This is a genomic window from Pseudomonas sp. 3JA, assembly GCF_036961705.1.
Taxonomy (GTDB): domain Bacteria; phylum Pseudomonadota; class Gammaproteobacteria; order Pseudomonadales; family Pseudomonadaceae; genus Aquipseudomonas; species Aquipseudomonas fluorescens_Q.
The window spans coordinates 14,338-36,947 of the sequence record NZ_JBAMDJ010000031.1; the positions used below are offsets into that span (position 1 = coordinate 14,338).

Annotated in this window: 22 protein-coding genes; 5 read left to right on the top strand and 17 right to left on the bottom strand. The window is 61.4% G+C overall.

Annotated features, from left to right (window positions below):
- Window positions 1–487: 487 nt before the first annotated feature.
- From V7773_RS21870 to V7773_RS21895, 6 genes are all read right to left on the bottom strand, one after another.
- The gene (locus V7773_RS21870; RefSeq protein WP_336075107.1) at window positions 488–874 is read right to left on the bottom strand and encodes a hypothetical protein; all 387 of its coding nucleotides are present in this window, start codon (window positions 872–874) and stop codon (window positions 488–490) included.
- A gap of 369 nt (window positions 875–1,243) precedes the next feature.
- Window positions 1,244–1,879 (bottom strand): SCO family protein, encoded by a 636-nt coding sequence (locus V7773_RS21875; RefSeq protein ID WP_063323573.1) that lies wholly within the window; start codon window positions 1,877–1,879, stop codon window positions 1,244–1,246.
- Entirely contained in the window at window positions 1,876–2,775 is a 900-nt protein-coding gene (cyoE, locus tag V7773_RS21880; RefSeq protein ID WP_336075108.1) for a heme o synthase, read from the bottom strand. Before cyoE ends, V7773_RS21875 begins: the two co-directional genes overlap by 4 nt.
- Window positions 2,763–3,842, bottom strand: a complete 1,080-nt coding sequence (locus V7773_RS21885; RefSeq protein WP_092148780.1) for a COX15/CtaA family protein — start codon at window positions 3,840–3,842, stop codon at window positions 2,763–2,765. Before V7773_RS21885 ends, cyoE begins: the two co-directional genes overlap by 13 nt.
- A 10-nt stretch (window positions 3,843–3,852) precedes the next feature.
- Window positions 3,853–4,446 carry a hypothetical protein gene (locus tag V7773_RS21890; protein WP_336075109.1) on the bottom strand — a complete coding sequence of 198 codons (594 nt, stop codon included), beginning with the start codon at window positions 4,444–4,446 and terminating at the stop codon, window positions 3,853–3,855.
- Window positions 4,412–5,149, bottom strand: coding sequence for an SURF1 family protein (locus tag V7773_RS21895; protein ID WP_063323570.1), 738 nt, complete (start codon window positions 5,147–5,149; stop codon window positions 4,412–4,414). Before V7773_RS21895 ends, V7773_RS21890 begins: the two co-directional genes overlap by 35 nt.
- Before the next feature lie 70 nt (window positions 5,150–5,219).
- On the opposite strand from V7773_RS21895, the gene V7773_RS21900 reads away from it, so the two are divergent.
- Window positions 5,220–5,423: a twin transmembrane helix small protein gene (locus V7773_RS21900; protein WP_014335867.1), complete on the top strand. Its 204-nt coding sequence runs from the start codon at window positions 5,220–5,222 to the stop codon at window positions 5,421–5,423.
- 8 nt (window positions 5,424–5,431) lie between these two features.
- Here the strand turns inward: V7773_RS21900 and V7773_RS21905 are convergent, their stop codons facing one another.
- The 4 genes from V7773_RS21905 to coxB form a co-directional block, all read right to left on the bottom strand.
- Window positions 5,432–6,319 (bottom strand): cytochrome c oxidase subunit 3, encoded by an 888-nt coding sequence (locus tag V7773_RS21905; RefSeq protein WP_063323569.1) that lies wholly within the window; start codon window positions 6,317–6,319, stop codon window positions 5,432–5,434.
- Window positions 6,320–6,343: 24 nt separating this feature from the next.
- A complete protein-coding gene (locus V7773_RS21910; RefSeq protein WP_063323568.1) occupies window positions 6,344–6,895 on the bottom strand; it encodes a cytochrome c oxidase assembly protein in 552 nt (183 codons plus the stop codon).
- A gap of 122 nt (window positions 6,896–7,017) precedes the next feature.
- Window positions 7,018–8,610 carry a cytochrome c oxidase subunit I gene (ctaD, locus tag V7773_RS21915; RefSeq protein WP_092220961.1) on the bottom strand — a complete coding sequence of 531 codons (1,593 nt, stop codon included), beginning with the start codon at window positions 8,608–8,610 and terminating at the stop codon, window positions 7,018–7,020.
- Window positions 8,611–8,692: 82 nt separating this feature from the next.
- On the bottom strand, window positions 8,693–9,820 hold the full coding sequence (gene coxB, locus V7773_RS21920) for a cytochrome c oxidase subunit II (RefSeq protein WP_336075114.1): 1,128 nt from the start codon (window positions 9,818–9,820) through the stop codon (window positions 8,693–8,695).
- A 373-nt stretch (window positions 9,821–10,193) separates the two neighbouring features.
- On the opposite strand from coxB, the gene V7773_RS21925 reads away from it, so the two are divergent.
- Window positions 10,194–10,844 carry a hypothetical protein gene (locus V7773_RS21925; RefSeq protein ID WP_063323566.1) on the top strand — a complete coding sequence of 217 codons (651 nt, stop codon included), beginning with the start codon at window positions 10,194–10,196 and terminating at the stop codon, window positions 10,842–10,844.
- Between the two features lie 162 nt (window positions 10,845–11,006).
- On the opposite strand, the gene V7773_RS21930 is transcribed toward V7773_RS21925, so the two are convergent.
- From V7773_RS21930 to V7773_RS21940, 3 genes are all read right to left on the bottom strand, one after another.
- A complete protein-coding gene (locus tag V7773_RS21930; protein ID WP_063323565.1) occupies window positions 11,007–12,533 on the bottom strand; it encodes a SulP family inorganic anion transporter in 1,527 nt (508 codons plus the stop codon).
- 88 nt (window positions 12,534–12,621) lie between these two features.
- Window positions 12,622–13,353: a carbonic anhydrase gene (locus tag V7773_RS21935; protein WP_063323564.1), complete on the bottom strand. Its 732-nt coding sequence runs from the start codon at window positions 13,351–13,353 to the stop codon at window positions 12,622–12,624.
- A 193-nt stretch (window positions 13,354–13,546) separates the two neighbouring features.
- Window positions 13,547–14,605 (bottom strand): PA0069 family radical SAM protein, encoded by a 1,059-nt coding sequence (locus V7773_RS21940; RefSeq protein ID WP_063323563.1) that lies wholly within the window; start codon window positions 14,603–14,605, stop codon window positions 13,547–13,549.
- A gap of 186 nt (window positions 14,606–14,791) precedes the next feature.
- On the opposite strand from V7773_RS21940, the gene V7773_RS21945 reads away from it, so the two are divergent.
- Window positions 14,792–15,472 (top strand): phosphatase domain-containing protein, encoded by a 681-nt coding sequence (locus V7773_RS21945; protein WP_336075117.1) that lies wholly within the window; start codon window positions 14,792–14,794, stop codon window positions 15,470–15,472.
- Here the strand turns inward: V7773_RS21945 and V7773_RS21950 are convergent.
- The 3 genes from V7773_RS21950 to prlC all read right to left on the bottom strand — a co-directional run bounded on the left by V7773_RS21950 (window position 15,414) and on the right by prlC (window position 19,907).
- Window positions 15,414–17,465, bottom strand: a complete 2,052-nt coding sequence (locus V7773_RS21950) for a M3 family metallopeptidase (protein WP_336075118.1) — start codon at window positions 17,463–17,465, stop codon at window positions 15,414–15,416. The genes V7773_RS21945 and V7773_RS21950 overlap by 59 nt on opposite strands.
- A 115-nt stretch (window positions 17,466–17,580) precedes the next feature.
- Window positions 17,581–17,859, bottom strand: a complete 279-nt coding sequence (locus V7773_RS21955) for a YheV family putative zinc ribbon protein (RefSeq protein ID WP_018600854.1) — start codon at window positions 17,857–17,859, stop codon at window positions 17,581–17,583.
- The gene (gene prlC, locus V7773_RS21960; protein WP_063325191.1) at window positions 17,856–19,907 is read right to left on the bottom strand and encodes an oligopeptidase A; all 2,052 of its coding nucleotides are present in this window, start codon (window positions 19,905–19,907) and stop codon (window positions 17,856–17,858) included. Before prlC ends, V7773_RS21955 begins: the two co-directional genes overlap by 4 nt.
- A 99-nt stretch (window positions 19,908–20,006) precedes the next feature.
- Between prlC and V7773_RS21965 the strand changes: the two genes are divergently transcribed.
- Both V7773_RS21965 and V7773_RS21970 read left to right on the top strand, forming a co-directional pair.
- The gene (locus tag V7773_RS21965) at window positions 20,007–20,558 is read left to right on the top strand and encodes a gamma carbonic anhydrase family protein (RefSeq protein WP_063323560.1); all 552 of its coding nucleotides are present in this window, start codon (window positions 20,007–20,009) and stop codon (window positions 20,556–20,558) included.
- Window positions 20,559–20,735: 177 nt separating this feature from the next.
- Window positions 20,736–21,386: an HAD family hydrolase gene (locus tag V7773_RS21970; protein ID WP_336075122.1), complete on the top strand. Its 651-nt coding sequence runs from the start codon at window positions 20,736–20,738 to the stop codon at window positions 21,384–21,386.
- Window positions 21,387–21,588: 202 nt separating this feature from the next.
- Here V7773_RS21970 and V7773_RS21975 read toward each other — a convergent pair whose 3' ends face one another.
- On the bottom strand, window positions 21,589–22,581 hold the full coding sequence (locus tag V7773_RS21975) for an AraC family transcriptional regulator (protein ID WP_336075123.1): 993 nt from the start codon (window positions 22,579–22,581) through the stop codon (window positions 21,589–21,591).
- Between the last annotated feature and the right edge of the window lie 29 nt (window positions 22,582–22,610).

Genomic DNA, 22,610 nt, shown 5'->3' on the forward strand with positions numbered 1-22,610 from the left:
CATCCCTGCGACTTTACCTACAACTAAACCGGAACCAGCCTGATTGTGCGCCTCGCCCCTCGAGCCCTATCTTTTTGTCGTCACCCCCCATCGTATTCGCCACATGAAACGACCGCGTATTAGCGACTTTAAACATCAGATATTTCGTTCGACCGCGATGCAACTCGCCAAAGAGTATTTGTTGGATGATCCGTGGGTACTGGCGGAGAGGGGAATTGATGCTGGACGGATAAGGTACGAGCCGATAACGCAAGTGGCGTTGGATCAATGCTATTTGTGGGGCTCAGAGGCCCAACTTTATCCATGGGAGGATATACCTGGCTGGAAGAATCGCGACGGGAAAGCGTTTGACCTTTCTCTGTGGTATGACCATGAGCTATGTGGACTTTGCTTTGCGACTCCAAAATCAAGCACCTTGTCCATCAAGGTAGTCCTTCTAGAGGGCAAGCCTGACGTTACTCACCCTTTGAGGGGTGAGGTTGCCGGTTTAGTCTTGATCGCGATCAGCCGATACGCACGGATGCTGAAGCTTCGCGAGATTGAGATTTTTAAGCCTGACCTTGGGGCCGTCCAGTGGTACCGGCATCTGGGCTTCGATTTCGACGATCAGCGGCGCCTTGTCATAGCGGTAGACGAGGCATAACATCAACCCCAATTCTATTGCCGAGTTTTCCATGAAAACTTCAACGCGTACTCCAAAGCCGTTGCTTGCTGCCCGGTACCAGGCAGAGGCCCGCCGTCTGGCTGGTTGCCCGTCCAGCATCGAGCGCCAGTTCTTGTCGGTCAGCCTCGCCAAAGGTAAGGAGCTTGAACCCGTTGGCCTAATGGCTGGTGTCAGAACCTGAGTTCTGTCGATATAAAAAAACCGCCACATGGGCGGTTTTTTGTTTTCACTCTAGGCAAAGCTGCATCCAATGATCGGCAGTCTCCTGAGTACGGCCCAACGCCTTTGCCCGATGAAGCGCTCTCTGCGCATAGACCAATGAAAGCCCAACCTTACGCATGGTGGATGGTCGGGCCGTTCAAAAATTTGGGGGAGGGAAGATCTTCGCCTTGACCCCCGGCCATCGCGTTGTGCCATGTTGATCGAGTTTGGCCTTTTGGGGCTGCTGCGCAGCCCAGCGGGAGCAAGCTCCCTCGCCACAATGGATCTCCTTGGCACAATGGATTTCATTGCCACAAGGAATTTCCCTCACCACAAGGAATAGGCACGGCTTAGTTGAGCGGCATGCTCCTGGAGGCGCTATTTGCGCTTGAGCATCTCCGGCAACTGCGCCACCAGTTTCTGGTTGTTTAACGGCGCGCGGATGAAGCCGCGTTGGGTGCCGTCCGGCCCGATCACCGCCAGGTTGCCGCTGTGATCAACCGTATAGTTAGGCTTACTGGTATCCGCCGGAATGAACGGAATGCTCACCGCATTCGCCAGTTTCTGCAGGTCTTCAACCGACGAAGCCGTCAACCCTATGAACTGCGGATCAAAGTACCCCAGATACTGCTTCAACTGCTTGGGCGTGTCGCGGTTCGGGTCGACGCTGACCAGTACGATCTGCAACTTATCCACAGCCTCTTTCGGCAACTCGCTTTTGATCTGGCGCAGTTGGGCGAGGGTGGTCGGGCAGATGTCCGGGCAGAAGGTGTAGCCGAAGAACAGCAGGCTCCATTTGTCTTTCAACCCGTCCATCGCCACGGGCTGGCCGTCCTGGTCGGTCATTTTCACGTCCGGCAGGTTGCGGCTCTGGGGCAGCAGGATGATGCCAGCGTCGATCAGCGCGGTCGGGTCGCCCTGGCCTTTGCCCGACAGCACCTTGTTGATGGTCAGGCCGAGGATCAGTGCGATCACGGCCACGAGGATGAAGACGGTTTTCTGGGTTCGAGTCATAGGCTCAACAGTAAGTAATGATCTACAAGCAGGGCGATGAACAGCAGGAACAAGTAATAAATAGAGTACTTGAACGTATTGATCGCCGCCTGCGGCCGACTGCCACGGTACAACACCACGGCCCATTGCAGGAACCTGGCGCCCAGTACGAGAGCGCAAACAAGATAGAGCATGCCGCTCATCTGGATCACGAACGGCATCAGGCTCACCGCCAACAGTATCAGGGTGTACAGCAGGATATGGACCTTGGTGTAGTGCTCGCCGTGGGTCACTGGCAGCATGGGGATGTCGGCCTTGGCGTATTCCTCTTTGCGGTGGATCGCCAGGGCCCAGAAGTGCGGTGGGGTCCAGGCGAAGATGATCAGCACCAGCAGCAGCGGTTCGGCGCTGACATGCCCGGTGGCCGCCACCCAACCCAGCAGCGGTGGCGCTGCGCCGGCGAGGCCGCCGATGACGATGTTCTGTGGCGTGGCGCGCTTGAGGAAGCCGGTGTAGACCACCGCATAACCGAGCAGTGAGGCGAGGGTCAGCCAGGCTGTCAGCGGGTTGGTGAAGGCCAGCAGCAAGGCCTGGCCGATCACGGCCAGGGCCAGGGCGAAGGTCAGGGCGGCGGCGGGGGAAATCCGCCCTTCGGCCAAGGGGCGTTTATGGGTGCGGGCCATCACCGCGTCGATGCGCCGGTCCACTACATGGTTGACCGCCGCCGCGCCGCCGGCACACAGGGCGATGCCCAGGTTGCCGAATACCAGCACCGTCCACGGTACGCCGGCGCGGGTGGCGAGGAACATGCCCACCAGTGAGGTGATCAGCATCAGCACCACCACTTTGGGCTTGGTCAGCTCCAGGTAATCGCGCCAGATCGCTTGGCTGTGGCGTTCACCGGTCAAGGTTGCCATGGCATCTCTCCTTTTATAGTTATGGGGCTGGCGCTGTGTTTATGCGGGTTGAACCGCCAGCGCAGCGGGACTTGATGCTTGACCCGGACCAGGCTGGTGCGGGCGTGATAATTGACCAGCACCAGGGTCAGCAGCAGCGCGGCGCCCCCGGCGTTGTGGGCGACGGCCACCGGCAGCGGCAGATGAAACAGTACGTTGCTGATGCCCAGGGTGATTTGTGCGGCCAGGGCAGTTAACACCAGGCCGGCCAGGCGGGTCATGCCGACGGTTTTCAATTGCCAGGCCAGCCCCAGCAGCACCACGGTCACCAGCAAGGCGCCGATGCGGTGGGTCAGGTGGATGGCGGTGCGGGCGTCGCTGTCCAGTTGCCCGCCCAGGTAGTTCGGGCCGATGTGCTGGGTCAGGTGAAAGCCGTTGGCAAAATCGGCCGGTGGCAGCCATTGGCCGTGGCAGGTGGGGAAATCGATGCAGGCCACGGCGGCGTAGTTGGAACTGACCCAGCCGCCGAGGGCGATCTGGCCGATCACCAGCAGCAGCCCGGCGGTGGCCCAGTGTTGCAGGCGTTTGGGCACGGTCAGCGCCGGCAGTACGCCGGACAATCGCAAGGTCAGCAGAAACAGCAGGCTCAACGTCGCGAAGCCGCCCAGCAAATGCCCGGTCACCACTTGGGGCCAGAGCTTGAGGGTCACGGTCCACATGCCGAACGCCGCTTGGGCGAAAACCACCGCCAGTAGAAACAGCGGCAATTTCAATGGCTGGCCCGGACGGTGGCGGTTCATCCAGGACCGTGCCGCCAACGCTACGATCATCAAGCCCAGGCCCCCGGCGAAGTAGCGATGGACCATCTCGTTCCAGCCCTTGTGGGCTTCCACCGGGGTGTCGGGAAAGTGTAACTCGGCATGGGCCAGTTGGGCTTCGCTCTTGGGCACGCTGATGAACCCGTAGCAACCGGGCCAGTCGGGGCAACCGAGGCCGGCGTGGGTCAGCCGGGTGTAGGCGCCCAGCAGGACGACGATCAATGCCAGCAGCGTGGCAAACAGCGCGAGGCGAAATCCTGGTTTGGCCATGTCGATGCCCTCATCCGATGTTCGACAGTTTCAGCAAGTGGCGCAGGTCGTTGAGCAGGTCCTTGCCCTTGACCCGAGCGTCGTAGCGCAGCACCAGGTTGCTGTGGGGGTCGATGATCCATAGTTGGGCGCCGCCGGAGCCCTGGGCGCCTTTCTGATAGGCCGGCAGGTCCAGTGGGTAGCGTTGCAATTGCGGGTATTCGCGCTGCAGTTGGGCGTCGTACTCGGCGTCCAACGGTTGCGCCACCGCCAGGGCATGGCTGGCGCGAGAGGCTTCGCGACCCAGGCCGATCTGGACTTGTCGGGCCAGGTACACCAGTTGCCGGCAATCCACCGAGCATTCCTGTGGCGCCGTGACCAAAATCTGCCAGCGTTGCTCATCGGCCTGTACCCCGATCTCGGCGCGGGTCTGGCCGGTGCCGATCAGTTCGCCGTGGTAGCTGCGGCTGTCGGGCACCCAGAACTGGAACTTGTACATGCCGGTGGCCAGGATCATCGGGCCGATCACCCCGAGCACGATCAGCAGCAATTGCACGCGGCCCTTGCGACGGTTGTGTGCCGCGGGCGACTCAGACGTGTTGGTTGGATTCATGGTGCTTCCCATGGTGTCTCCCTGCGTTGTGCCATCCGAGATAAAGAAAAAGGCCGAACAGCGCCGCCGCCATGGCGAACCACTGCACGGCATAACCGAGGTGTTTTTCCGGGCCCATGGCCACCACCGGCCAATCGGTCCGGTAGGCGCCGGGGCCGTTTTGTTGGCGCATTTCATAGGCGAAGCCGTTGCGGCCCAGGTCGGCCCAGAGCTTGTCCGGCTCGATGGCGGTGACCAGGCGCGGCCAGGGGGCGCCCGTCGGGTCGGGGTGAAGCTGGAACGTCGCGCCCGGTGCGACATAGACCCAGGCCTGGAGGCTGACGGATTGTTCTGGCGTGTCGAAGACCGGCGGGGTACGCCGGTCCGGCCAGGGCAGCCAACCGCGATTGACCAGCAGCCAGAGCCCGGTCCGGTGGTCGAGGAACGGTTGCAGCAACTCCACGCCGACCTTGCCGTCGTGTTGGCGGTTATCCAGCAGGATGCTGTGCTCGGCGTCGAACTGGCCCTGCAGTATGACCGCTCGAAAGGCCGGATCGCTGGTGTGTGCCAGCTCGGTGCTGTCCATCGGTGGCGCCACGCGGCGCTCGGCGTAAGTGTCCATGAGCACACGCTTCTGTTCGCCCCGGCTCAATTGCCAGAACCCCAGGCACACCATCACCGGCACCAGCACGGCCACCACCAAAGACGGCACGATGCCCGGCCGGAAGCCTTTCATGGTGCCGTCCGAAAGCCGTCGAACGGGATAGCTATACTCACGTACATCGCGTCCCCCCGGAGTGTCCCTAATGCTAAAAGCAGCCATCGTCCTGATGCTGATTGCCACGATTGCCAGCCTGTTCAGTGGTCTGTTTTTTCTGGTCAAGGACGACAGCAGTTCCAATCGCCTGGTCATCGCCCTGGCGATTCGGGTCAGCCTGGCCGCCGCCACCGTCGGCTTGATCGCCTGGGGCTTTTTCAGCGGCCAGTTGGTCTCCCACGCACCCTGGTAACGTTGGTTTCAGAGCACGTAGACGAAGACGAACAAGCCGATCCACACCACATCGACGAAGTGCCAATACCAGCTCGCCGCCTCGAAGCCGAACTGGTGCTCGTTGTCGAAGTGCCCGCGCATGATGCGCATCAGCATGACGAACAGGATGATCGTGCCGATGGTGACGTGGGCGCCGTGGAAACCGGTGAGCATGAAGAAGGTCGCGCCGTAGACGCCGGAACCCAGGGTCAGGCCCAGCTCTTTATAAGCGTGGATGTATTCCTCGGCCTGGAAGCCCAGGAAGGCGCAACCCAGCAGCACGGTGATCGCCAGCCAGAGTTTCAACGCGCCACGATGGCCTTTTTTCAAGGCATGGTGGGCGATGGTGACGGTGACGCTGGAGCTGACCAGCAGCACCGTGTTGAGCAGCGGCAAGCCCCAGGGGCTGATGACGTCCTTGGGCGCCGGGAAGAGTTTCGGATCGGGGTTGTTGAGCAGCGGCCAGGCGAACTCGAAGCTCGGCCAGAGCATGTGTGACAGGCCCTTGGTGCCTTCCCCCGCCAGGCCGGGCGCGGAGATCATGCGCACATAGAACAGCGCACCGAAGAACGCGATGAAGAACATCACTTCGGAAAAGATGAACCAACTCATGCCCCAGCGGAACGAGCGGTCGAGCTGCGCGCTGTACAGCCCGGCGCGGCTTTCCTTGATCACCGCGCCGAACCAGCCGAACAGCATGTAGGCCAGCAGCAGGCCACCGACGAAAAAGATCAGCGGCCCGTGGGAATCCGGCCGGGCGGCCTTCAGGTCGTTGAACCAGGTGGCCAGGCCATACACCGTGACGAACATCCCGACCGTGGCGATGATCGGCCATTTGCTCTGGGCCGGAACGTAATAGTGTTCGTGAGTTGCCATTTATTGTTCTCCTTATCGGGCACGCTATCGGTCAGTGTTTAGAGCCACCGGTGGATGACGAGCGGTGATATCGAACAGCGTGTAGGACAGCGTCAGGTGCTTCACTTCCTTGGGCATGTCCCGGTCAACGATGAAGCGCATGGGCATTTCGATGCGTTCGCCGGGTTGCAGCACTTGCTGGGTAAAACAAAAACATTCGGTCTTGTGGAAATACGCCGCCGCGTTGCTCGGCGCGATGCTCGGCACCGCCTGGGCGCTCATCGGCCGGTCGGTGGGGTTGTGGGCGACGAACACCATTTCGTTCACCGCCCCCGGCTGGACCACCAACTGATCGCCCTTGGGGTAGAAGTCCCAGGGCATGTCCACCGAATTGGTCGACAGGAACTGCACGCGAACCTGGCGTGATTCATCGACGGTCTGCTCGCCTTCGTATTGCCCGGCGGTCTTGCCGTTGATGCCGAACGCCTTGCACATCACGTCGTAGATCGGCACCAGGGCAAACCCGAAGACGAACATGGCCACCACCACCAGCAACAGGCGGGTGACCAGTTTCTTCATCGAAATCGAATCAGCCATGATCCTCAACCCTCACCCGTATTCCTGTGGGAGCGAGCTTGCTCGCGATGCAGGCGACGCGGTGTGCCAGGCAGACCGCCATCGCGAGCAAGCTCGCTCCCACAGGGCTTCCATGAGTCATCTCATTTCACTTCCGGCGGCGTGGTAAAGGTGTGATACGGCGCCGGCGACGGCACGCTCCACTCCAGCCCTTCGGCCCCATCCCACGGCTTGGCCGGTGCCGGCTCGCCGCCACGGATGGTCTTGATCACAATGAACAGGAAGAAGATCTGCGTGGTGCCGAACATGAAGGCGCCGATGGACGAGACCATGTTGAAGTCGGCGAACTGCAGGTTGTAGTCGGGAATCCGCCGGGGCATGCCCGCCAGGCCGACGAAGTGCATCGGGAAGAACGCGAGGTTCATGCCCACGAAGGACAGCCAGAAGTGCAGCTTGCCGAGGGTTTCGTCGTACATATGGCCGGTCCATTTCGGCAGCCAATAGTAGGCCGAGGCGAAAATCCCGAAGATGGCGCCGGGCACCAGCACGTAGTGGAAGTGCGCGACCACGAAGTAGGTGTCCTGGTACTGGAAGTCTGCCGGGGCGATGGCCAGCATCAGCCCGGAGAAACCACCGATGGAGAACAGGATCACGAACGCGACGGCAAACAGCATCGGCGTCTCGAAGGTCAGAGAGCCTTGCCACATGGTGCTGGCCCAATTGAACACCTTCACCCCGGTGGGCACGGCGATCAGCAGGGTCGCGTACATGAAGAACAGCTCGCCCACCAGCGGAATGCCGACCACGAACATGTGGTGCGCCCAGACGATGAACGACAGGAACGCGATGGCGGCCGTGGCATAGACCATCGAGGTGTAGCCGAACAACGGTTTGCGCGAGAAGGCCGGAATGATCGAGCTGACGGCGCCGAAGGCCGGCAGGATCATGATGTATACCTCGGGGTGGCCGAAGAACCAGAACACATGCTGGAACAGCACCGGGTCACCGCCACCGGCGGCACTGAAGAAGCTGGTGCCGAAGTGGATGTCCATCAGCATCATCGTCACGCAGCCGGCCAGCACCGGCATCACCGCGATCAGCAGGAACGCGGTGATCAGCCAGGTCCAGACGAACAGCGGCATCTTCATCAGGGTCATGCCGGGGGCACGCAGGTTGAGGATGGTGGCGATCACGTTGATCGCGCCCATGATCGAGCTGATGCCCATCAGGTGGATGGCAAAGATGAAGAACGTTACGCTTTCCGGCGCATAGGTAGTGGACAGCGGTGCATAGAAGGTCCAGCCGAAGTTCGGCCCGCCCCCCGGGGTGAACAGCGTCGACACCAGCATCAGGAACGCCGCCGGCAACAGCCAGAAGCTGAAGTTGTTCATCCGTGGCAGCGCCATGTCCGGCGCGCCGATCATCAGCGGGATCATCCAGTTGGCAAGGCCGACGAACGCCGGCATCACCGCACCGAAGACCATCACCAGGCCGTGCATGGTGGTCATCTGGTTGAAGAATTCCGGCTGCACGATCTGCAGGCCGGGCTGGAACAACTCGGCGCGGATCACCATGGCGAACGAGCCGCCCAGCAGGAACATCGAGAAGGCGAACCACAGGTACAGCGTGCCGATATCCTTGTGGTTGGTGGTCAGCACCCAGCGCATCAGGCCCTTGGCGGGGCCGTGGGCGTGGTCGGCGCCGGCATGACCGTGGTCATCGATCACAGCACTCATGTCCTGTCTCCTTCGAACGAGTGGGCTGGACGGCGCGGGGCAATGAGCCCCGACCGGTTACGGGAACACACGTCAGGCCGGCTCATTTGCTTTCCGCCTGTTTGAGTTCCAGCACTTCTTTGGGCGTCACCATGTCGCCCTTGTTGTTGCCCCAGGCGTTGCGTTCATAGGTCACGACCGCGGCGATATCGACTTCCGACAACTGTTTGCCGAACGCGGCCATGGAGGTGCCGGGTTTGCCGTGGAAGACAATGTTCAGGTGATCCTTGATCGGCCCGGTGGCGATTTTCGAGCCCTTGAGTGCTGGGAACATTGGCGGCAGGCCCTGGCCTTCGGCCTGGTGACAAGCCACGCAGGTGGTGTGGTAGACCTTGTCGCCACGCTCAACGAGTTCTTCGCGCGTCCATTCCTTGCTGGTCAGCTCTTTAAGCTGCGCGGCTTCGGCCTTGCGTTCGCCCAACCATTTCTCGTAGTCGGGCTTGCTCTTGACCTCCACCACGATCGGCATGAAACCGTGGTCCTTGCCGCACAGCTCGGCGCATTGGCCACGGTACAGGCCGGGCTTGTCGACGCGGGTCCAGGCTTCGTTGACGAACCCGGGGATCGCATCGCGCTTGACCGCGAAGGCCGGCACCCACCAGGAGTGGATCACGTCGGCGGAGGTCACCAGAAAGCGCACCTTGGCATCGACCGGCAGCACCAGCGGCTTGTCGACCTCCAACAGGTAGTGCTCGCCCTTGGCGCTCTGGTTATGGATCTGTTCGGCGGGGGTGGCCAGGTTGCTGAAGAACTCGACGTCCTGGCCCAGGTACTTGTAGTGCCATTTCCATTGATAGCCGGTGACCTGGATATCGATGTCCGACTCGCTGGAGTCGTACATCTTGATCAGGGTGGCGGTGGCAGGAATCGCCATCAGCACCAGGATCACGAAGGGTACGATGGTCCAGAGGATTTCGACGCGGGTGTTTTCGTGGAAATGCGCGGCATTTTGGCCGGTTGAGCGGCGGTGCATCATCATCGACCAGAACATGGCGCCGAAGACGATGATGCCGATGACCACACAGATCCAGAAAATGGTCATGTGCAGGTCGAACACTGCGTTGCTGATCTGTGTCGCTCCAGGCGCCATATTCACAGTCCAGGCCGCTTGCGCCTGGCTGAAAATCGACCACAACAGGAGGCCCATCCATACGTGTGGATGTCGCGTCATTGCGGGTTCCCCTTATCGTTCTTGTTATCCCGTAGGCGTAAAGCCTGCGGCAAGGGATCGGCTATTCAGACTGCTTAATTGACTCGCCGCGCCTTGCTGCACATGCAATCGGGTGTCATCAGCTAACTCCATTCCAAACCGAGTATAGACAGCACCTGCAACCTCGCAACGCGATGGCGTAAATCGTTTGAAACAGCCGGGGCTTGCGCTAGAGCCCACGAATGGAGAAGGATGCGAACCTGAGTGATGGCAAATCGATATAACTGCGACGTAGCAAGGAAGCGACAGTTATGAAAAATAGGTCTTAGGAGTGTTTTTGCGCCAGCTAAGTTATGTCTTCCCTATTTCATTGCCTTTGTTTCCTGGAGTTGTCATGAACACCGCCGCATTGCGCGAGCAGATCCAAAAAGCCCAACAACACGAGGCCGAAACCGGCCAGTTGACTCGTCAGTTGACGGCCCAACTGCCGAACCTGCACCGAGCCATTCAATTGCCGGACGCGGACGCCAACGACGTCCTGGCGCGTTTTGTCGCCGCTTACATTGAGGAAGTACCCGACCTGCTGGATGCAGCCAATGACGTCGCCAGGGAGGCGGGTATCGAGTCGCAGATCAAACCGGTATTGAAGATTGCCGAACAGTACTTCCTCCAGCCGCCGACCATCATGGCCGGGCATGTCGGGCTCGACAGCCTTCTGGACGAAGCCTACCTGGCACATCGGTTCGTCGAAGAGGTCAACGACCTGTACATCAAGCATTTCGGCCAGCCATTGATCCCCTTGGACATGACGGTCGCCAATCTGATCGCTCACCAGTTGATCGGTGAGGCATTTGCCAACCAACTCGATGAAGTGGTCCATCACACGTTCGATGAGATGCTCAACGACGAGACGTTTGCATTGGAGTCGGTAGAAACCTACCGCGAGAAGCTCAGCAGCCCGCAAACCGGCGCGGCCTGGAAGCGCTGGCCGTGTATGTCCCGTCGTCTGGGTGTTGGGCTGGAGCTGGATCAGCCGGCGGCTTGATGGGCCACTCAAGAAAATAGCGGCCCCCGTGGCGAGGGAGCTTGCTCCCGCTTGAGTGCGAAGCACTCACAAAAATGGGCCTGCTGCGCAGTCCAGCGGGAGCAAGCTCCCTCGCCACAATGAATCAAGCAAACCTTGAGTGAGCGGTTGCCTGTGGGAGCGTCAGGCAGAAGCCGCGCCAACCCCCACGGTCGTGCGCAACCGCCCCTCCAACCTGCGCTTGAGCCCGCGGGATTCGATCAGCAGCTTCGAACCCTTGCTGGCATTCGCCCGGCCCCATTCTTCCAGTAGCTCCAGGCACGAGTGATCGATGTAGCTCAGGTTATTGAGCGGCACATGCACGGTCGCGCCTGTCGGTATGCTGCCCAGCACTTGGGTCAGCGCCGGCACCTTGAGGAAGGTCGCCGCTCCGACCAGTCGCAGTTCCATTTCGCCTTCCTGGGGCAGGTCGATCAGGCTGATTTTCAGCCGTGAGGCTTTCCAGGCCAGTTTCGCCAGGGTCAGGCCGAAGCCGATCAGCACACCGGTCAGCAGGTCGGTGAAGATGATCGCCAACGCCGTCGCGGCGTAAACGAACATCGGCATCCGGCCATAACGGCCCAGGCCGCGAAACGCCTTGAGGTCCACCAGTTTGAAACCGGTGTACACCAGCACGCCCGCCAGGCTCGCCACCGGAATGCTTTGCAGCACGCTGGATAGCAACAACACGAACAGCAGCAACCACAGGCCGTGGAAAATCGTCGACATCCTCGTGGTGGCCCCAGCTTGGACGTTGGCCGAGCTGCGCACGATCACCCCGGTCATCGGCAGGGCGCCGAGCAGGCCGCAGAGCATGTTGCCGATACCTTGGGCCGACAGTTCGCGGTCGAAGTCCGCACGGTCACCGCTGTGCATACGGTCCACGGCGGCTGCCGACAGCAGGGTTTCGGCGCTGGCAATGAAGGCGACAGCGAAGGCGGCGATCAGCAGCGTCGGGTCGGCCAGGTTCAGCAGGTCCGCCGGGCGCAGCCAATCAATGGCTTCGGCGAGGTTCTCCGGGACTTCCACCCGTTTGACCTGCAAGGCTAGCAGCAGGCTGGCGATGGTCGCCAGGCCCACCCCAAGCAAGGCGCCGGGAATGAAGCGCAGGCTGTGAGGGCGAAACTTCTCCCACAACCACATCACCGCAATCGTCGACAAACCAAGCAAGCCGGCCTGCCAGCCGAAGGACGGCAAGGCCTGGGCCACCGCCGCCGGGAACGCCGCGAGGTTATCCAGCCCTGACGGCTTGGGCGCGGCGTCGAGCATCACATGGACCTGGGACAATACGATCAGCACGCCGATACCCGCCAGCATCCCGTACACCACCGCAGGCGCGGTGACCCGGAACCAGCAGCCGAGGCGAAAGCGCCCGGCCAACAATTGCAACAGACCGGCCAGCAACAGGATCGGCCCGAGCATTGCCACGCCATGCTGGCGCACCAATTCGAAGACCAACACCGCCAACCCGGCGGCCGGGCCACTGACTTGCAGCTTGGAACCTGCCAGGAAACCCACCACCAGGCCACCGATGATGCCGGTGATCAGGCCTTTGGCCGGTGGCAGGCCGGACGCGATGGCAATGCCCATGCACAAGGGCAGCGCCACCAGAAACACCACCACCGAAGCCAATAGCTCCCGTGGCAGAACAGCTTTTAATTGAGCACGCATGGCGACTCTCCCGAAGTTTTCTTCAGGCATGGCAAGGCCCTACCGCGCAAATGGCGGCAAGGCTTGAACCACACAAGTTTAGGAGTGGTTAGAAGCGCGCTTTGGGCGTCGCCACCGGTATCGGATGGCTGCCATCGAGCGGCAGGAAACGTCCCTGGTCCGCGTCATAGGCTTTGATCTCGCTGGTCTCGATGTTGTACACCCAGCCATGGATGAACAGCTGACCATTGGCCATGCGCGATGCGACCGAGGGATGCGTTCGCAAATGCTGCAACTGTGCGATCACGTTCTCTTCGGTGAGGATCGGCATGGTCTGTTTTTCGTCGCCACACGGACAGTTGTCGTGGACCATGGTCTTGGCCACTTCGGCGTGGCGCAGCCAGGCCTTGACCGTGGGCATTTTTTCCAGGGTGTCCGGGTTGAGCACGGCACGCATGGCGCCGCAATCGGAATGGCCGCAGACAATGATGTGCTGCACGCCGAGGGCCAGTACGGCGTATTCGATGGCGGTGGAGACGCCGCCGTTCATTTGCCCATAAGGTGGAACGACGTTGCCGACGTTACGGGTCACGAACAGGTCGCCGGGGGAGCTATGGGTGATCAACTCGGGCACGATGCGCGAGTCGGCGCAGGTGATGAACATCGCCCGGGGTTTCTGGGCGGTGGCGAGTTTCTTGAAGAGCTCTTCCTGTTGCGGAAAGATCTCGTGATGGAAATGCAAAAAGCCGTCAACAATATGCTGCAGCGCTGCATCGGCGGTTTCCGCCTCGGGTTGGGCTGAAGCCGACGCAGCCAACGGCTGTTTATCCTTGTCACTCATGATTCATCCTCTTTGACGGAACCAGTGGCTAAAACATCCAGGTCGACATGTTCGACCCGTCAGTCACTCGAAGAACAAGGTAGCGGCCGAAACTTAACTCAAACTGAAATCGAAGGCTCTAGGACAACGATTACAGGGGTGGCGAAACACTGGCGCAGTTCATGTCCAGCAGCCGTTCCAAGGTCAACTTTAATCAAATCAAAGACATCTGTCGGCCCGGCGGACAGAAGGCATCGCAATCCAGATTGTATCCGTCACGGCGCTCCAGCCCCAAGCGCTTGAGTGCCTTGACGAAACGCTGGGCCAGCAGGTCGGCGAACGGGCCTTCACCGCGCATCCGCGCACCGAAGCGGCTGTCATACAACTCGCCGCCGCGGCTCTGGCGGACCAGGCTCAACACATGGGCGGCGCGCTGCGGGTAGTGCGCCTGCAACCAATCCTCGAACAGCGGCGCGACTTCCAGCGGCAGGCGCAGCATGACGTAGGCGGCATTCTGCGCGCCGGCGGCGTGGGCTTCGGTCAGCAGGCTCTCGATCTCGCTGTCATTGATCATCGGGATCATCGGTGCACACAGCACCCCCACGGCAATGCCCGCCTCGCGCATGACCTTGATCGCACGCAACCGCGCCTTGGGCGCTGCCGCGCGGGGTTCGAGAATACGCTTGAGCTCATCGTCCAGGGTGGTGAGGCTGATCATCACGTGCACCAGGCGTTGTTGCGCCAGCTCGGTCAGCAGGTCCAGGTCGCGCAGGATCAGCGAACCCTTGGTGACGATGGTCACCGGATGCCGATAGCGCAGCAGCACCTCGAGAATCCGGCGGGTGATCCGTTGTTCACGCTCGATAGGCTGATAGGGATCGGTGTTGGACCCCAGCGCGATCGGTGCGCATTGATAGCCGCGCCGGGACAATTGCTCTTCGAGCACATCGGCGGCATTGCTCTTGGCGATCAGCTTCGTTTCGAAATCCAGCCCCGGCGACATGTCCCAATAGGCATGGCTGGGCCGAGCATAGCAGTAGATGCAGCCGTGTTCGCAGCCTCGGTACGGGTTGATCGAGCGGTCGAAGGGGATATCGGACGAGGTATTGCGGGTAATGATGGTCTTGGCCATTTCGATGCGCACTTCGGTGCCCTGGGTCGGCGGGACTTCCTGATACCAGCCGTCGTCCTCGGTCACCGAGCGGCTCGGGGCAAAGCGATTGTGCGGGTTGGCAGCGGTGCCGCGACCGCGCGGCGGCAGAGAGGCTGACATGGCGATACTCCAATAGCTGTATGTGCATACAGTATTCGCTGCCTTCCATTTAGGCCAGTGCCATTCAGCAGCCCGATGGGCACCCGGTGCGCAATTCACAACACTTTGACATCCTCCTTACGGGGTTTTAACCGGAGCGAGCCGAAACTGGCCGTCTCGTACCTTTTCGCTCCTGGTCGCTCCTGCATGTTCAAGTTATGTACCCGTTCACTGCTCTGCCTGGCCTTGCTCGTCGGACTCGTCGAATCCCCGGTCCAGGCGGATGATGCCGCCGGGACGAGGCCTGCTGAATGGGCCCGGCCAGTGGAAAAGGACTACAACCTTTACCAGATGTCCCCTACGCTGTACCGCAGTTCCTTGCCGGACGGCGGGGCTTTGCCCCTGCTGGGCAAACTCAGGATCGGCACGGTCATTACCTTCCTGCCGGAGTCGGATAAGCGCTGGCTGTCCACCCCCGGCATCGAGCAAGTGCAGTTGCCCTATCGCACCAACCATGTCGACGACAGTGACATTCTCCGGGCCCTGCGCGCCGTCCAGGCTGCCGAGGCCAAGGGGCCGGTGCTGATGCACTGCAAGCACGGCTCGGATCGCACCGGGCTGGTGGCCGCCATGTACCGGGTGGTCGTTCAGGGCTGGAGCAAAGAAGATGCCCTGAACGAAATGATGGAGGGCGGCTTCGGTGACAGCCATCACTTCAAGGATGGCGTTCGCTACATGATGCAGGCCGATGTGGAAAAACTTCGCACGGCATTGGCGAACGGCGACTGCAGCACCAGCGTGTTTGCCCTGTGCTCCCTGGAAAGCTGGGTCAATTCAACGACGACGGCGCGACACCTCGATCCTCAGGTTTTGCAGCCGGAGCATTGATCGACGATGGGCCGATAAAGGCGGCGATGGATTCGGACAGTGGCCGCGAGTCGCCCGGACCAAACACGGTTTCGCGCAGCGCCCGGCCTGTCGCCGGGTTGAACAGGCCTTCGCGCTTGAACCGCTCGAACACGCTGAGGGCCCATTCCTTCGACCAGGCATAGGCGTAAATCCTCGCCGCATAACCGGTCACCATATAGTCCAGGCCATTGGGCCAGCGTTCGTTCGCGAACGAGGGCAAATGCCCCGTGTGCGCGTTGACCTGGTCGAACACCTGCTGGACGCTACGCCCGTCGCCGTGGGTCCGATGCAGCTCCATATCGAATAACGCATTGCGCAACAGCAAGGCAGTTTCCCAACTGGCCTGAGTATTGGCGAAGGTCAGCAGTTGATCGGCGACCTTCTCCGGCATCGCCGCACCGGTTTGGTAGTGCTTCGACACGCGGACCAGGCATGGCTTGGAGAAGCACCATTGTTCCAACAGCATGCCGGCAAACTCGGACGTATCGCGGGATAGATCGCTGATGCCCGAAATCTCGCGGTACTCGGCCCGGGTCAGCAGATGATGCAGGCAATGGCCGAACTCATGAAACAGAATGCGCAACTGCAGGTGGTCGAGCACGGCTGGCTGGGCACCCGAGCCGCGCGGCAGCCAGCCATGCAGGATTGCGACAGGGTGCCGAGGCCGGCCTTCGGCGGTGATGGAGCGGTTTCGCAGGGTGGTGGTATTGGGGTAGCCGTTGCGGTTCGCGTCGTCGAACGGATCGAAATACAGGTAGCCGATGAGCTGATCCCACTCGCGAACTTCGAAAAGCCGCACCTCCGGATGCCAGGTGGCAACGTCCTGACGCTCGATGAAATCCACCCCGAACAGCTCCGTTGCGATCAGCAGCAGTTGTGCAAATGTCGACGCCAAGGGAAACCAGGCACTGAGCGCATGTCGGGAGGTTCCCGCCGCCTGCTGGCGAAGCTTTTCCGTCAGGAACGGATAATCCCAAGGTTGCAGCTCGCTGAAACCATGCAGGCGGGCAAAGGCCTTGAGCTGTTCGGTGTCTTTGGCAAAAGCGCTTTGGTGCAGGGCGAGTTGCCCGCGCAAGAATGTCGTGACCTGCTCGGCCGATTCGGCTTGTTCTGGCTCGAGCGCCATTTGGGCGAAATTCGCGTAGCCGAGTGCTGTCGCGTACTGGTGTCGATCATCGAGCAATTGTTGGAGAACCTTGCCGTTATCGAACTGGCCGGCGTGGGGCCCCTGGTCCGATGCGCGGGTGCTGTAGGCCACGTACAGTGCTTGGCGCAAAAGGCGGTTGTCGGCGTAGCCCGTGACGATGCCAAATGACTCGTCGCTGAGGACCAGCCGCCATCCGGTGTGCCCAGCCTCGCGCGCCTGGCGGGCCATCTGCTGCTTGAAAGCCGACGGCAGGCCGCTCAACTCGCTTTCATCGTCGAAGGTTTTGCTCCAGGCGTTATTGGCCTTGTGCAGGTTCTCCAGAAACTGTTGTTGAGCCTCTTTGATGCGGCGCTTCAAGGCGTCCAGGTCGGGCCGCGACGTGTGCGCCAGACCGTTCTGGCGAAATTGTCGGAGGATTTTTTCCAGGACGCGTGTGCGCGCCGGTTCGAAATGCTGGGCGATCTGGCTGTCTGCCAGGCGCTGATAAAGTTGGAACAGTTCTGGATGCTGCCTCAGCCAGCGCTGGAAATCATGCAGCCGCTCCGTGCAGTCCAGTGAAGCCTGCGCCCACGCGTCCCCGCTCCGGGCCGAGGCCAGCAGGTCCAGCAAGGCGTCGAAACCTTCCAATCGCGTGTGGATTTCATCCATGGCCAGCACCAGGTCATCCCAGGTGGGAAACGCTGCCTGGGTCTTGATGATATGGGCGACCTGGGCACGGCTCTCGGCCAGGATCCGGTCAAGGGCCAGTGAGAAATGCCTGGCTTTGATTCGGTCGAAAGGGGGCAGGTCGTAGGCCTGCAACAGCGGGTTGTCAGCGTGGGGCATGGAAGCCTTCCTGTCAGTGGACTTGATGAACAAGTCTGGGCAGGAAGGCCGTAAGCCCTGCGGTATATATGTACCGCTTCCGGGCCGGGCGGCCCGGAAGGTGATGCCGCAGATGTCAGTCGGTTTTTTTCTTCAACTTGGGGTTGGGGAAAAACTGCACCGCCTGGACCTTGGCGTCCGGCGCTTTAAGCGCCGACGTGTTCACGCGGGTGCCCAACTCCTTGGGCACCGACAGGCCTTGCTCGTTGAGTGTGTCGGAATAACCGCAGGCCACACATTCACGGTGCGGTACGCCGTCTTCGTTCCACATCATCAATTTGTCCGGCTCGCTGCAGGCCGGGCAGACCGCCCCGGCGATAAAGCGTCGCTTGGTAATCACAGGTCCCTCACTCATGCTGCCGCGTCCTCGGTCAGGCCGCTGTGGCGCAAGAGTGCGTCAATCGACGGTTCACGGCCACGGAAGTCGACGAACAGCACCATCGGCTCCTGGGAACCGCCACGGGCCAGGATCGCCTCGCGGAAGGCGCGACCGGTGTCGGCGTTGAGCACGCCGTCCTCTTCGAACTTGGAGAACGCGTCGGCTGATAGCACTTCCGCCCACTTGTAGCTGTAATAGCCCGCCGCGTAACCGCCAGCGAAGATGTGGGCGAAGCTGTTGGGGAAACGGTTGTAGGCCGGCGGACGCATGACCGACACCTCGTCGCGCACGCCTTCGAGCACTTGCGCCACGCTGCGGCCGTCACCGTGAGTGGCGTGCAGCTCGAAGTCGAACAGCGAGAACTCCAGTTGGCGAACCATCATCAGGCCGGACTGGAAGTTTTTTGCCGCGAGCATTTTCTCCAGCAGGTCCTGGGGCAACGGTTCGCCGGTTTCGTAGTGGCCGGAAATCAGCGCCAGGCCTTCGGGTTCCCAGCACCAGTTTTCCATGAACTGGCTCGGCAGCTCCACGGCATCCCAGGCCACGCCGTTGATGCCGGACACGCCGGCATGTTCGACGCGGGTCAGCAGGTGGTGCAGGCCATGGCCGAACTCGTGGAACAGCGTGGTGACTTCGTCGTGGGTCAGCAGCGCCGGCTTGCCGCTGTCGGCCGGGGTGAAGTTGCACACCAGGTTGGCGACCGGGCTTTGCAGGACGCCATCGATCGTACGGCGACGGTCGCGGGCGCCATCCATCCAGGCACCGCCACGCTTGTTGGCGCGGGCGTAGAGGTCGAAGAAGAAGCGGCCGACGTGCTGGCCGTTCTCCTTGATTTCGAACAGGCGCACGTCCGGGTGCCAGCTATCGAAACCTTTCAGTTCGGCGATCTCGATGCCATACAGACGCTGGACGATGGCGAACAGGCCGCTCAGGACCTTGTCGATCGGGAAGTAGGCGCGCAGGGCTTCCTGGGCCACGCTGTAACGCTGCTGGCGCAGTTTTTCACCGTAGAAGCCGCTGTCCCAGCTTTGCAGGTCGGGGCAGCCCTGTTCGGCGGCGAAGGCCTTGAGCTGTTCCAGGTCCAGGGCCGCGAACGGCTTGCTGCGCTTGGCCAAGTCACGCAGGAAACTGAGGACCTGGTCGCTGGACTCGGCCATCTTGGTCGCCAGGCTCAACTCGGCGAAGTTGGCGAAACCGAGCAATTGGGCCAGTTCCTGACGCAGGTCGAGGATCTGTTCCATCACCGGGCCGTTGTCGTTCTGGCCGGCGTTCGGGCCCTGGTCGGAGGCGCGGGTGCAGTAGGCGGCGTAGACTTCTTCGCGCAGGGCGCGGTCTTCGGCGTAGGTCATCACTGCGTAGTAGCTGGGGAATTCCAGGTTGATCAGCCAGCCGTCCAGCTCCTTGGCCTGGGCAGCGGCGGCCATTTGCGCCTTGGCCGAGTCGGTCAGGCCGGCGAGGGCGGCTTCGTCAGTGACGTGCTTGGTCCAGGCCTGGGTCGCGTCCAGCAGTTGATTGGAGAAGCGGCTGCCCAGCTCGGACAGTTTGCTCTGCACCTCGGCGTAACGCTTCTGCTGCTCCGGTGGCAGGTCGATACCCGACAGGCGGAAGTCACGCAGGGAATGTTCCAGGATGGTTTTCTGCGCTACGTCGAAACCGGCGGCTTCAGGGCTGCTCGCCAGGGCTTCGAAGGCCTGGAACAGCTCGCGGTTCTGGCCCAGCTCGGTGGAGTAGGCACTCAGTGCCGGCAGGCAGGCCTCATAGGCTTCGCGCAGTTCCGGGCTGTTGCGCACGGCGTTCAAATGACTGACCGGGCTCCAGGCGGCGCCCAGGCGATCATTGAGTTCGTCCATCGCCAATACCAGGCCGGCCCAGGTAGGCTGGCTGCCCTGGGTCTTGAGAATTTCAGCGATGGCGGCACGGTTGTCAGCCAGGATCTGCTCGATGGCCGGTTGCACGTGCTCGGCACGGATCGCCGAGAATGGCGGCAGGTCATAGGATTGCAAAAGAGGGTTGTTCACGCTCACGGTTGACACCTTGGCTGGAAGAAACATGGGCCCATCTTAATTACAATCGACGTTCACCGCAGCTAGCAGCACCTATCAGTAACAAAGAGAGAGCCTATCGTGACCCTTCGCACGTACCAGAATCACAGCCCGCAGTTAGCCCGTGGCGCTTTTGTCGACAGCACCGCGGTGGTGATCGGCGACGTCGAAATCGGCGAAGACAGCTCCGTCTGGCCGCTGACGGTCATTCGCGGCGACATGCACCGCATCCGCATCGGCGCCCGCACCAGTGTCCAGGACGGCTGCGTGCTGCACATCACCCATGCCGGGCCGTTCAATCCCGAGGGCTTCCCATTGCTGATCGGCGACGACGTGACCATCGCCCACAAAGTCATGCTCCATGGCTGCTCCGTGGGCAGCCGGATCCTGATCGGCATGGGCAGCATCGTCATGGACGGCGCGGTGGTCGAAGATGATGTGATCATCGGTGCTGGCAGCCTGGTGCCGCCGGGCAAACGTCTGGAAAGCGGCTTTTTATATGTGGGCAGCCCGGTGAAGCAGGCCAGGCCGCTGACGGACAAGGAGCGCGCGTTCTTCACCTACAGTGCGGCGAACTACGTGAAGCTCAAGGACCTGCATCTGGCTGAAGGCTACGACCAGCCACAATCCTGACCGACCTGCCCGGGACCCTGTGGCGAGGGGATTTATCCCCGCTGGGCTGCGCAGCAGCCCTCTGAGGTGTGTCAGGTTGGATAGTTTTCAGCCTGATCGGGGCTGCTTCTCACCCCAGCGGGGATAAATCCTCTCGCCACAAAAGCATTCGAGCCCGTCCATTACTCTGGAACTGACATGCATTACCAAACCGTACTCTTCGACCTTGACGGCACCCTCACCGACCCCCGCGAAGGCATCACCCGTTCGATCCAGTTCGCCTTGAGCAAGCTGGGCATCGACGAGCCCGACCTGACCCGCCTCGAGCATTTCATCGGCCCGCCGCTGTTGCAGGCCTTCATGCAGTTTTACGACTTCGACGAAGCGAAGGCCTGGGAGGCGGTGAATTTCTATCGCGAGCGCTTCAAGGTCACTGGCCTATACGAAAATCGCGTCTTCGACGGCGTGATGCCACTGCTGGAAACCTTGGGCGGCCAAGGGCGCCAGTTGTACATCGCCACTTCCAAACCCTGGGTCTTCGCCCGGGAAATCGCCCGCCACTTCGACTTCGCCCGGCACTTCAAGGTGATCTACGGCAGTGAACTGGACGGCACCCGCACCGACAAAATCGAGCTGATCGCCCACCTGCTGGCCGAAGAAGGCCTCGACCCGGCCAGCACCCTGATGATCGGCGACCGCAAACACGACCTGATCGGCGCCCGCAGCAATGGCCTGGATGCAGCGGCGGTGGGGTATGGGTTTGGCAGCCATGAAGAACTTAGCGCCGAGGGCCCGGCGTATCACTTCGATACGGTGGATGCGTTGCATCAGGCGTTTTTGCGGCGCTGACTGGGCCTCAAGGCGCACACCATCTGTGGCGAGGGAGCTTGCTCCCGCTCGGCGGCGCAGCCGTCGTAATTCGGCTGATGCGGTTTGTCCGTGGGACTGCGCTGACCATCTTTGGGACGGCTTCGCCGTCCAGCGGGAGCAAGCTCCCTCGCCACAGGTACTAGCCATATCCCGGTCCCCCCAAGTATTGGAAAGCAACGGTTCAAGGCCTGAACTGGCTGGGCGCCACGCCGCTCCAGCGCACGAAGGCGTGGCGGAAGCTGGCGGTTTCGCTGAAGCCCAGTCGTTCGGCGATTCGATAGATCGGCAATTGATCCTCGCAGAGCATCTGCTTGGCCCGTTCGAAGCGCAGTTCGTCCAGCAGCTCCTGGTAGCTGCAGCCCAGGTCCTTGAGGTGGCGTCGCAAGGTGCGTGCCGAGCAGTTCATTTGTTCGGCCAGGCCTTCCAGCCCGGGGGCGGCGTTCAGTTGGGCGTCGAGCAACTGGCGGATCCGTCCCAGCCAGGCCTGGCGTCCGGTGAATTCGGTGTTCTGCCGGCGGCAACGTTCGGCCATGGCGTGATGGGTGACGGGGTCGGCCAGGGGCAAGGGTTGGTCGAGCCAGTGACGCTCGAAGGCGAACGCGTTATCGACGCTGTCAAAGCGCACCGGGCAATCGAAGAGCGCGGCGTAGCGCGCCTGGTAATCGGGCGCCGGATGTTCGAAGCGTGCCGCACGCAAGGGCAGTGCATGACCAAGAAGGTCGTTACAGATGACCCTCAGCGAAACCATGCAGAACTCGGCATTGAACACCGCCAGGGCCGGATTCTCCCGATAATCGCTGGCGCTGAACCAGACGTACTGGCCGTCATCGTCCAGGTTCAGTTCGAAGAGTGTTCCCAATAGCGCCGGATAGCGCAGCGCCAGGCGCAAGGCGTCACCTAAGGTGGCACTGGTCAGCAGCGCATAGCCGAGCATGCCGTACGACGAAACGTGCATGCGCAGGCCCAGCTCCAGGCCGATGTCGCGCTTGAGGGCCACGGCGTTGGCGCAGACCTGCATCTCCTGGTTGGTGGTGATGCGCGTATCGGCGCGGCTCAGGTCCGCCGCGCTGATGCCGCTGCCGGCCAACAAGGCATCACTGGGCAAGCCTTCGCTTTTAAAGGTGCTCAGTACCAGTGAGACGGCGTTGAGGGTGGTGAGGTGGGAATGAAGCATGTCCGTTTCCAGCCTGGGGAAGCTGGAAA

Bases quoted from the DNA above. Each gene is read 5' to 3' on its own strand.
- V7773_RS21870 (WP_336075107.1), bottom strand. From the start codon at position 874: ATGTGGCGGTTTTTTTATATCGACAGAACTCAGGTTCTGACACCAGCC.
- V7773_RS21875 (WP_063323573.1), bottom strand. From the start codon at position 1,879: ATGACTCGAACCCAGAAAACCGTCTTCATCCTCGTGGCCGTGATCGCA.
- cyoE (WP_336075108.1), bottom strand. From the start codon at position 2,775: ATGGCAACCTTGACCGGTGAACGCCACAGCCAAGCGATCTGGCGCGAT.
- V7773_RS21885 (WP_092148780.1), bottom strand. From the start codon at position 3,842: ATGGCCAAACCAGGATTTCGCCTCGCGCTGTTTGCCACGCTGCTGGCA.
- V7773_RS21890 (WP_336075109.1), bottom strand. From the start codon at position 4,446: ATGGGAAGCACCATGAATCCAACCAACACGTCTGAGTCGCCCGCGGCA.
- V7773_RS21895 (WP_063323570.1), bottom strand. From the start codon at position 5,149: ATGAAAGGCTTCCGGCCGGGCATCGTGCCGTCTTTGGTGGTGGCCGTG.
- V7773_RS21900 (WP_014335867.1), top strand. From the start codon at position 5,220: ATGCTAAAAGCAGCCATCGTCCTGATGCTGATTGCCACGATTGCCAGC.
- V7773_RS21905 (WP_063323569.1), bottom strand. From the start codon at position 6,319: ATGGCAACTCACGAACACTATTACGTTCCGGCCCAGAGCAAATGGCCG.
- V7773_RS21910 (WP_063323568.1), bottom strand. From the start codon at position 6,895: ATGGCTGATTCGATTTCGATGAAGAAACTGGTCACCCGCCTGTTGCTG.
- ctaD (WP_092220961.1), bottom strand. From the start codon at position 8,610: ATGAGTGCTGTGATCGATGACCACGGTCATGCCGGCGCCGACCACGCC.
- coxB (WP_336075114.1), bottom strand. From the start codon at position 9,820: ATGACGCGACATCCACACGTATGGATGGGCCTCCTGTTGTGGTCGATT.
- V7773_RS21925 (WP_063323566.1), top strand. From the start codon at position 10,194: ATGAACACCGCCGCATTGCGCGAGCAGATCCAAAAAGCCCAACAACAC.
- V7773_RS21930 (WP_063323565.1), bottom strand. From the start codon at position 12,533: ATGCGTGCTCAATTAAAAGCTGTTCTGCCACGGGAGCTATTGGCTTCG.
- V7773_RS21935 (WP_063323564.1), bottom strand. From the start codon at position 13,353: ATGAGTGACAAGGATAAACAGCCGTTGGCTGCGTCGGCTTCAGCCCAA.
- V7773_RS21940 (WP_063323563.1), bottom strand. From the start codon at position 14,605: ATGTCAGCCTCTCTGCCGCCGCGCGGTCGCGGCACCGCTGCCAACCCG.
- V7773_RS21945 (WP_336075117.1), top strand. From the start codon at position 14,792: ATGTTCAAGTTATGTACCCGTTCACTGCTCTGCCTGGCCTTGCTCGTC.
- V7773_RS21950 (WP_336075118.1), bottom strand. From the start codon at position 17,465: ATGCCCCACGCTGACAACCCGCTGTTGCAGGCCTACGACCTGCCCCCT.
- V7773_RS21955 (WP_018600854.1), bottom strand. From the start codon at position 17,859: ATGAGTGAGGGACCTGTGATTACCAAGCGACGCTTTATCGCCGGGGCG.
- V7773_RS21970 (WP_336075122.1), top strand. From the start codon at position 20,736: ATGCATTACCAAACCGTACTCTTCGACCTTGACGGCACCCTCACCGAC.
- V7773_RS21975 (WP_336075123.1), bottom strand. From the start codon at position 22,581: ATGCTTCATTCCCACCTCACCACCCTCAACGCCGTCTCACTGGTACTG.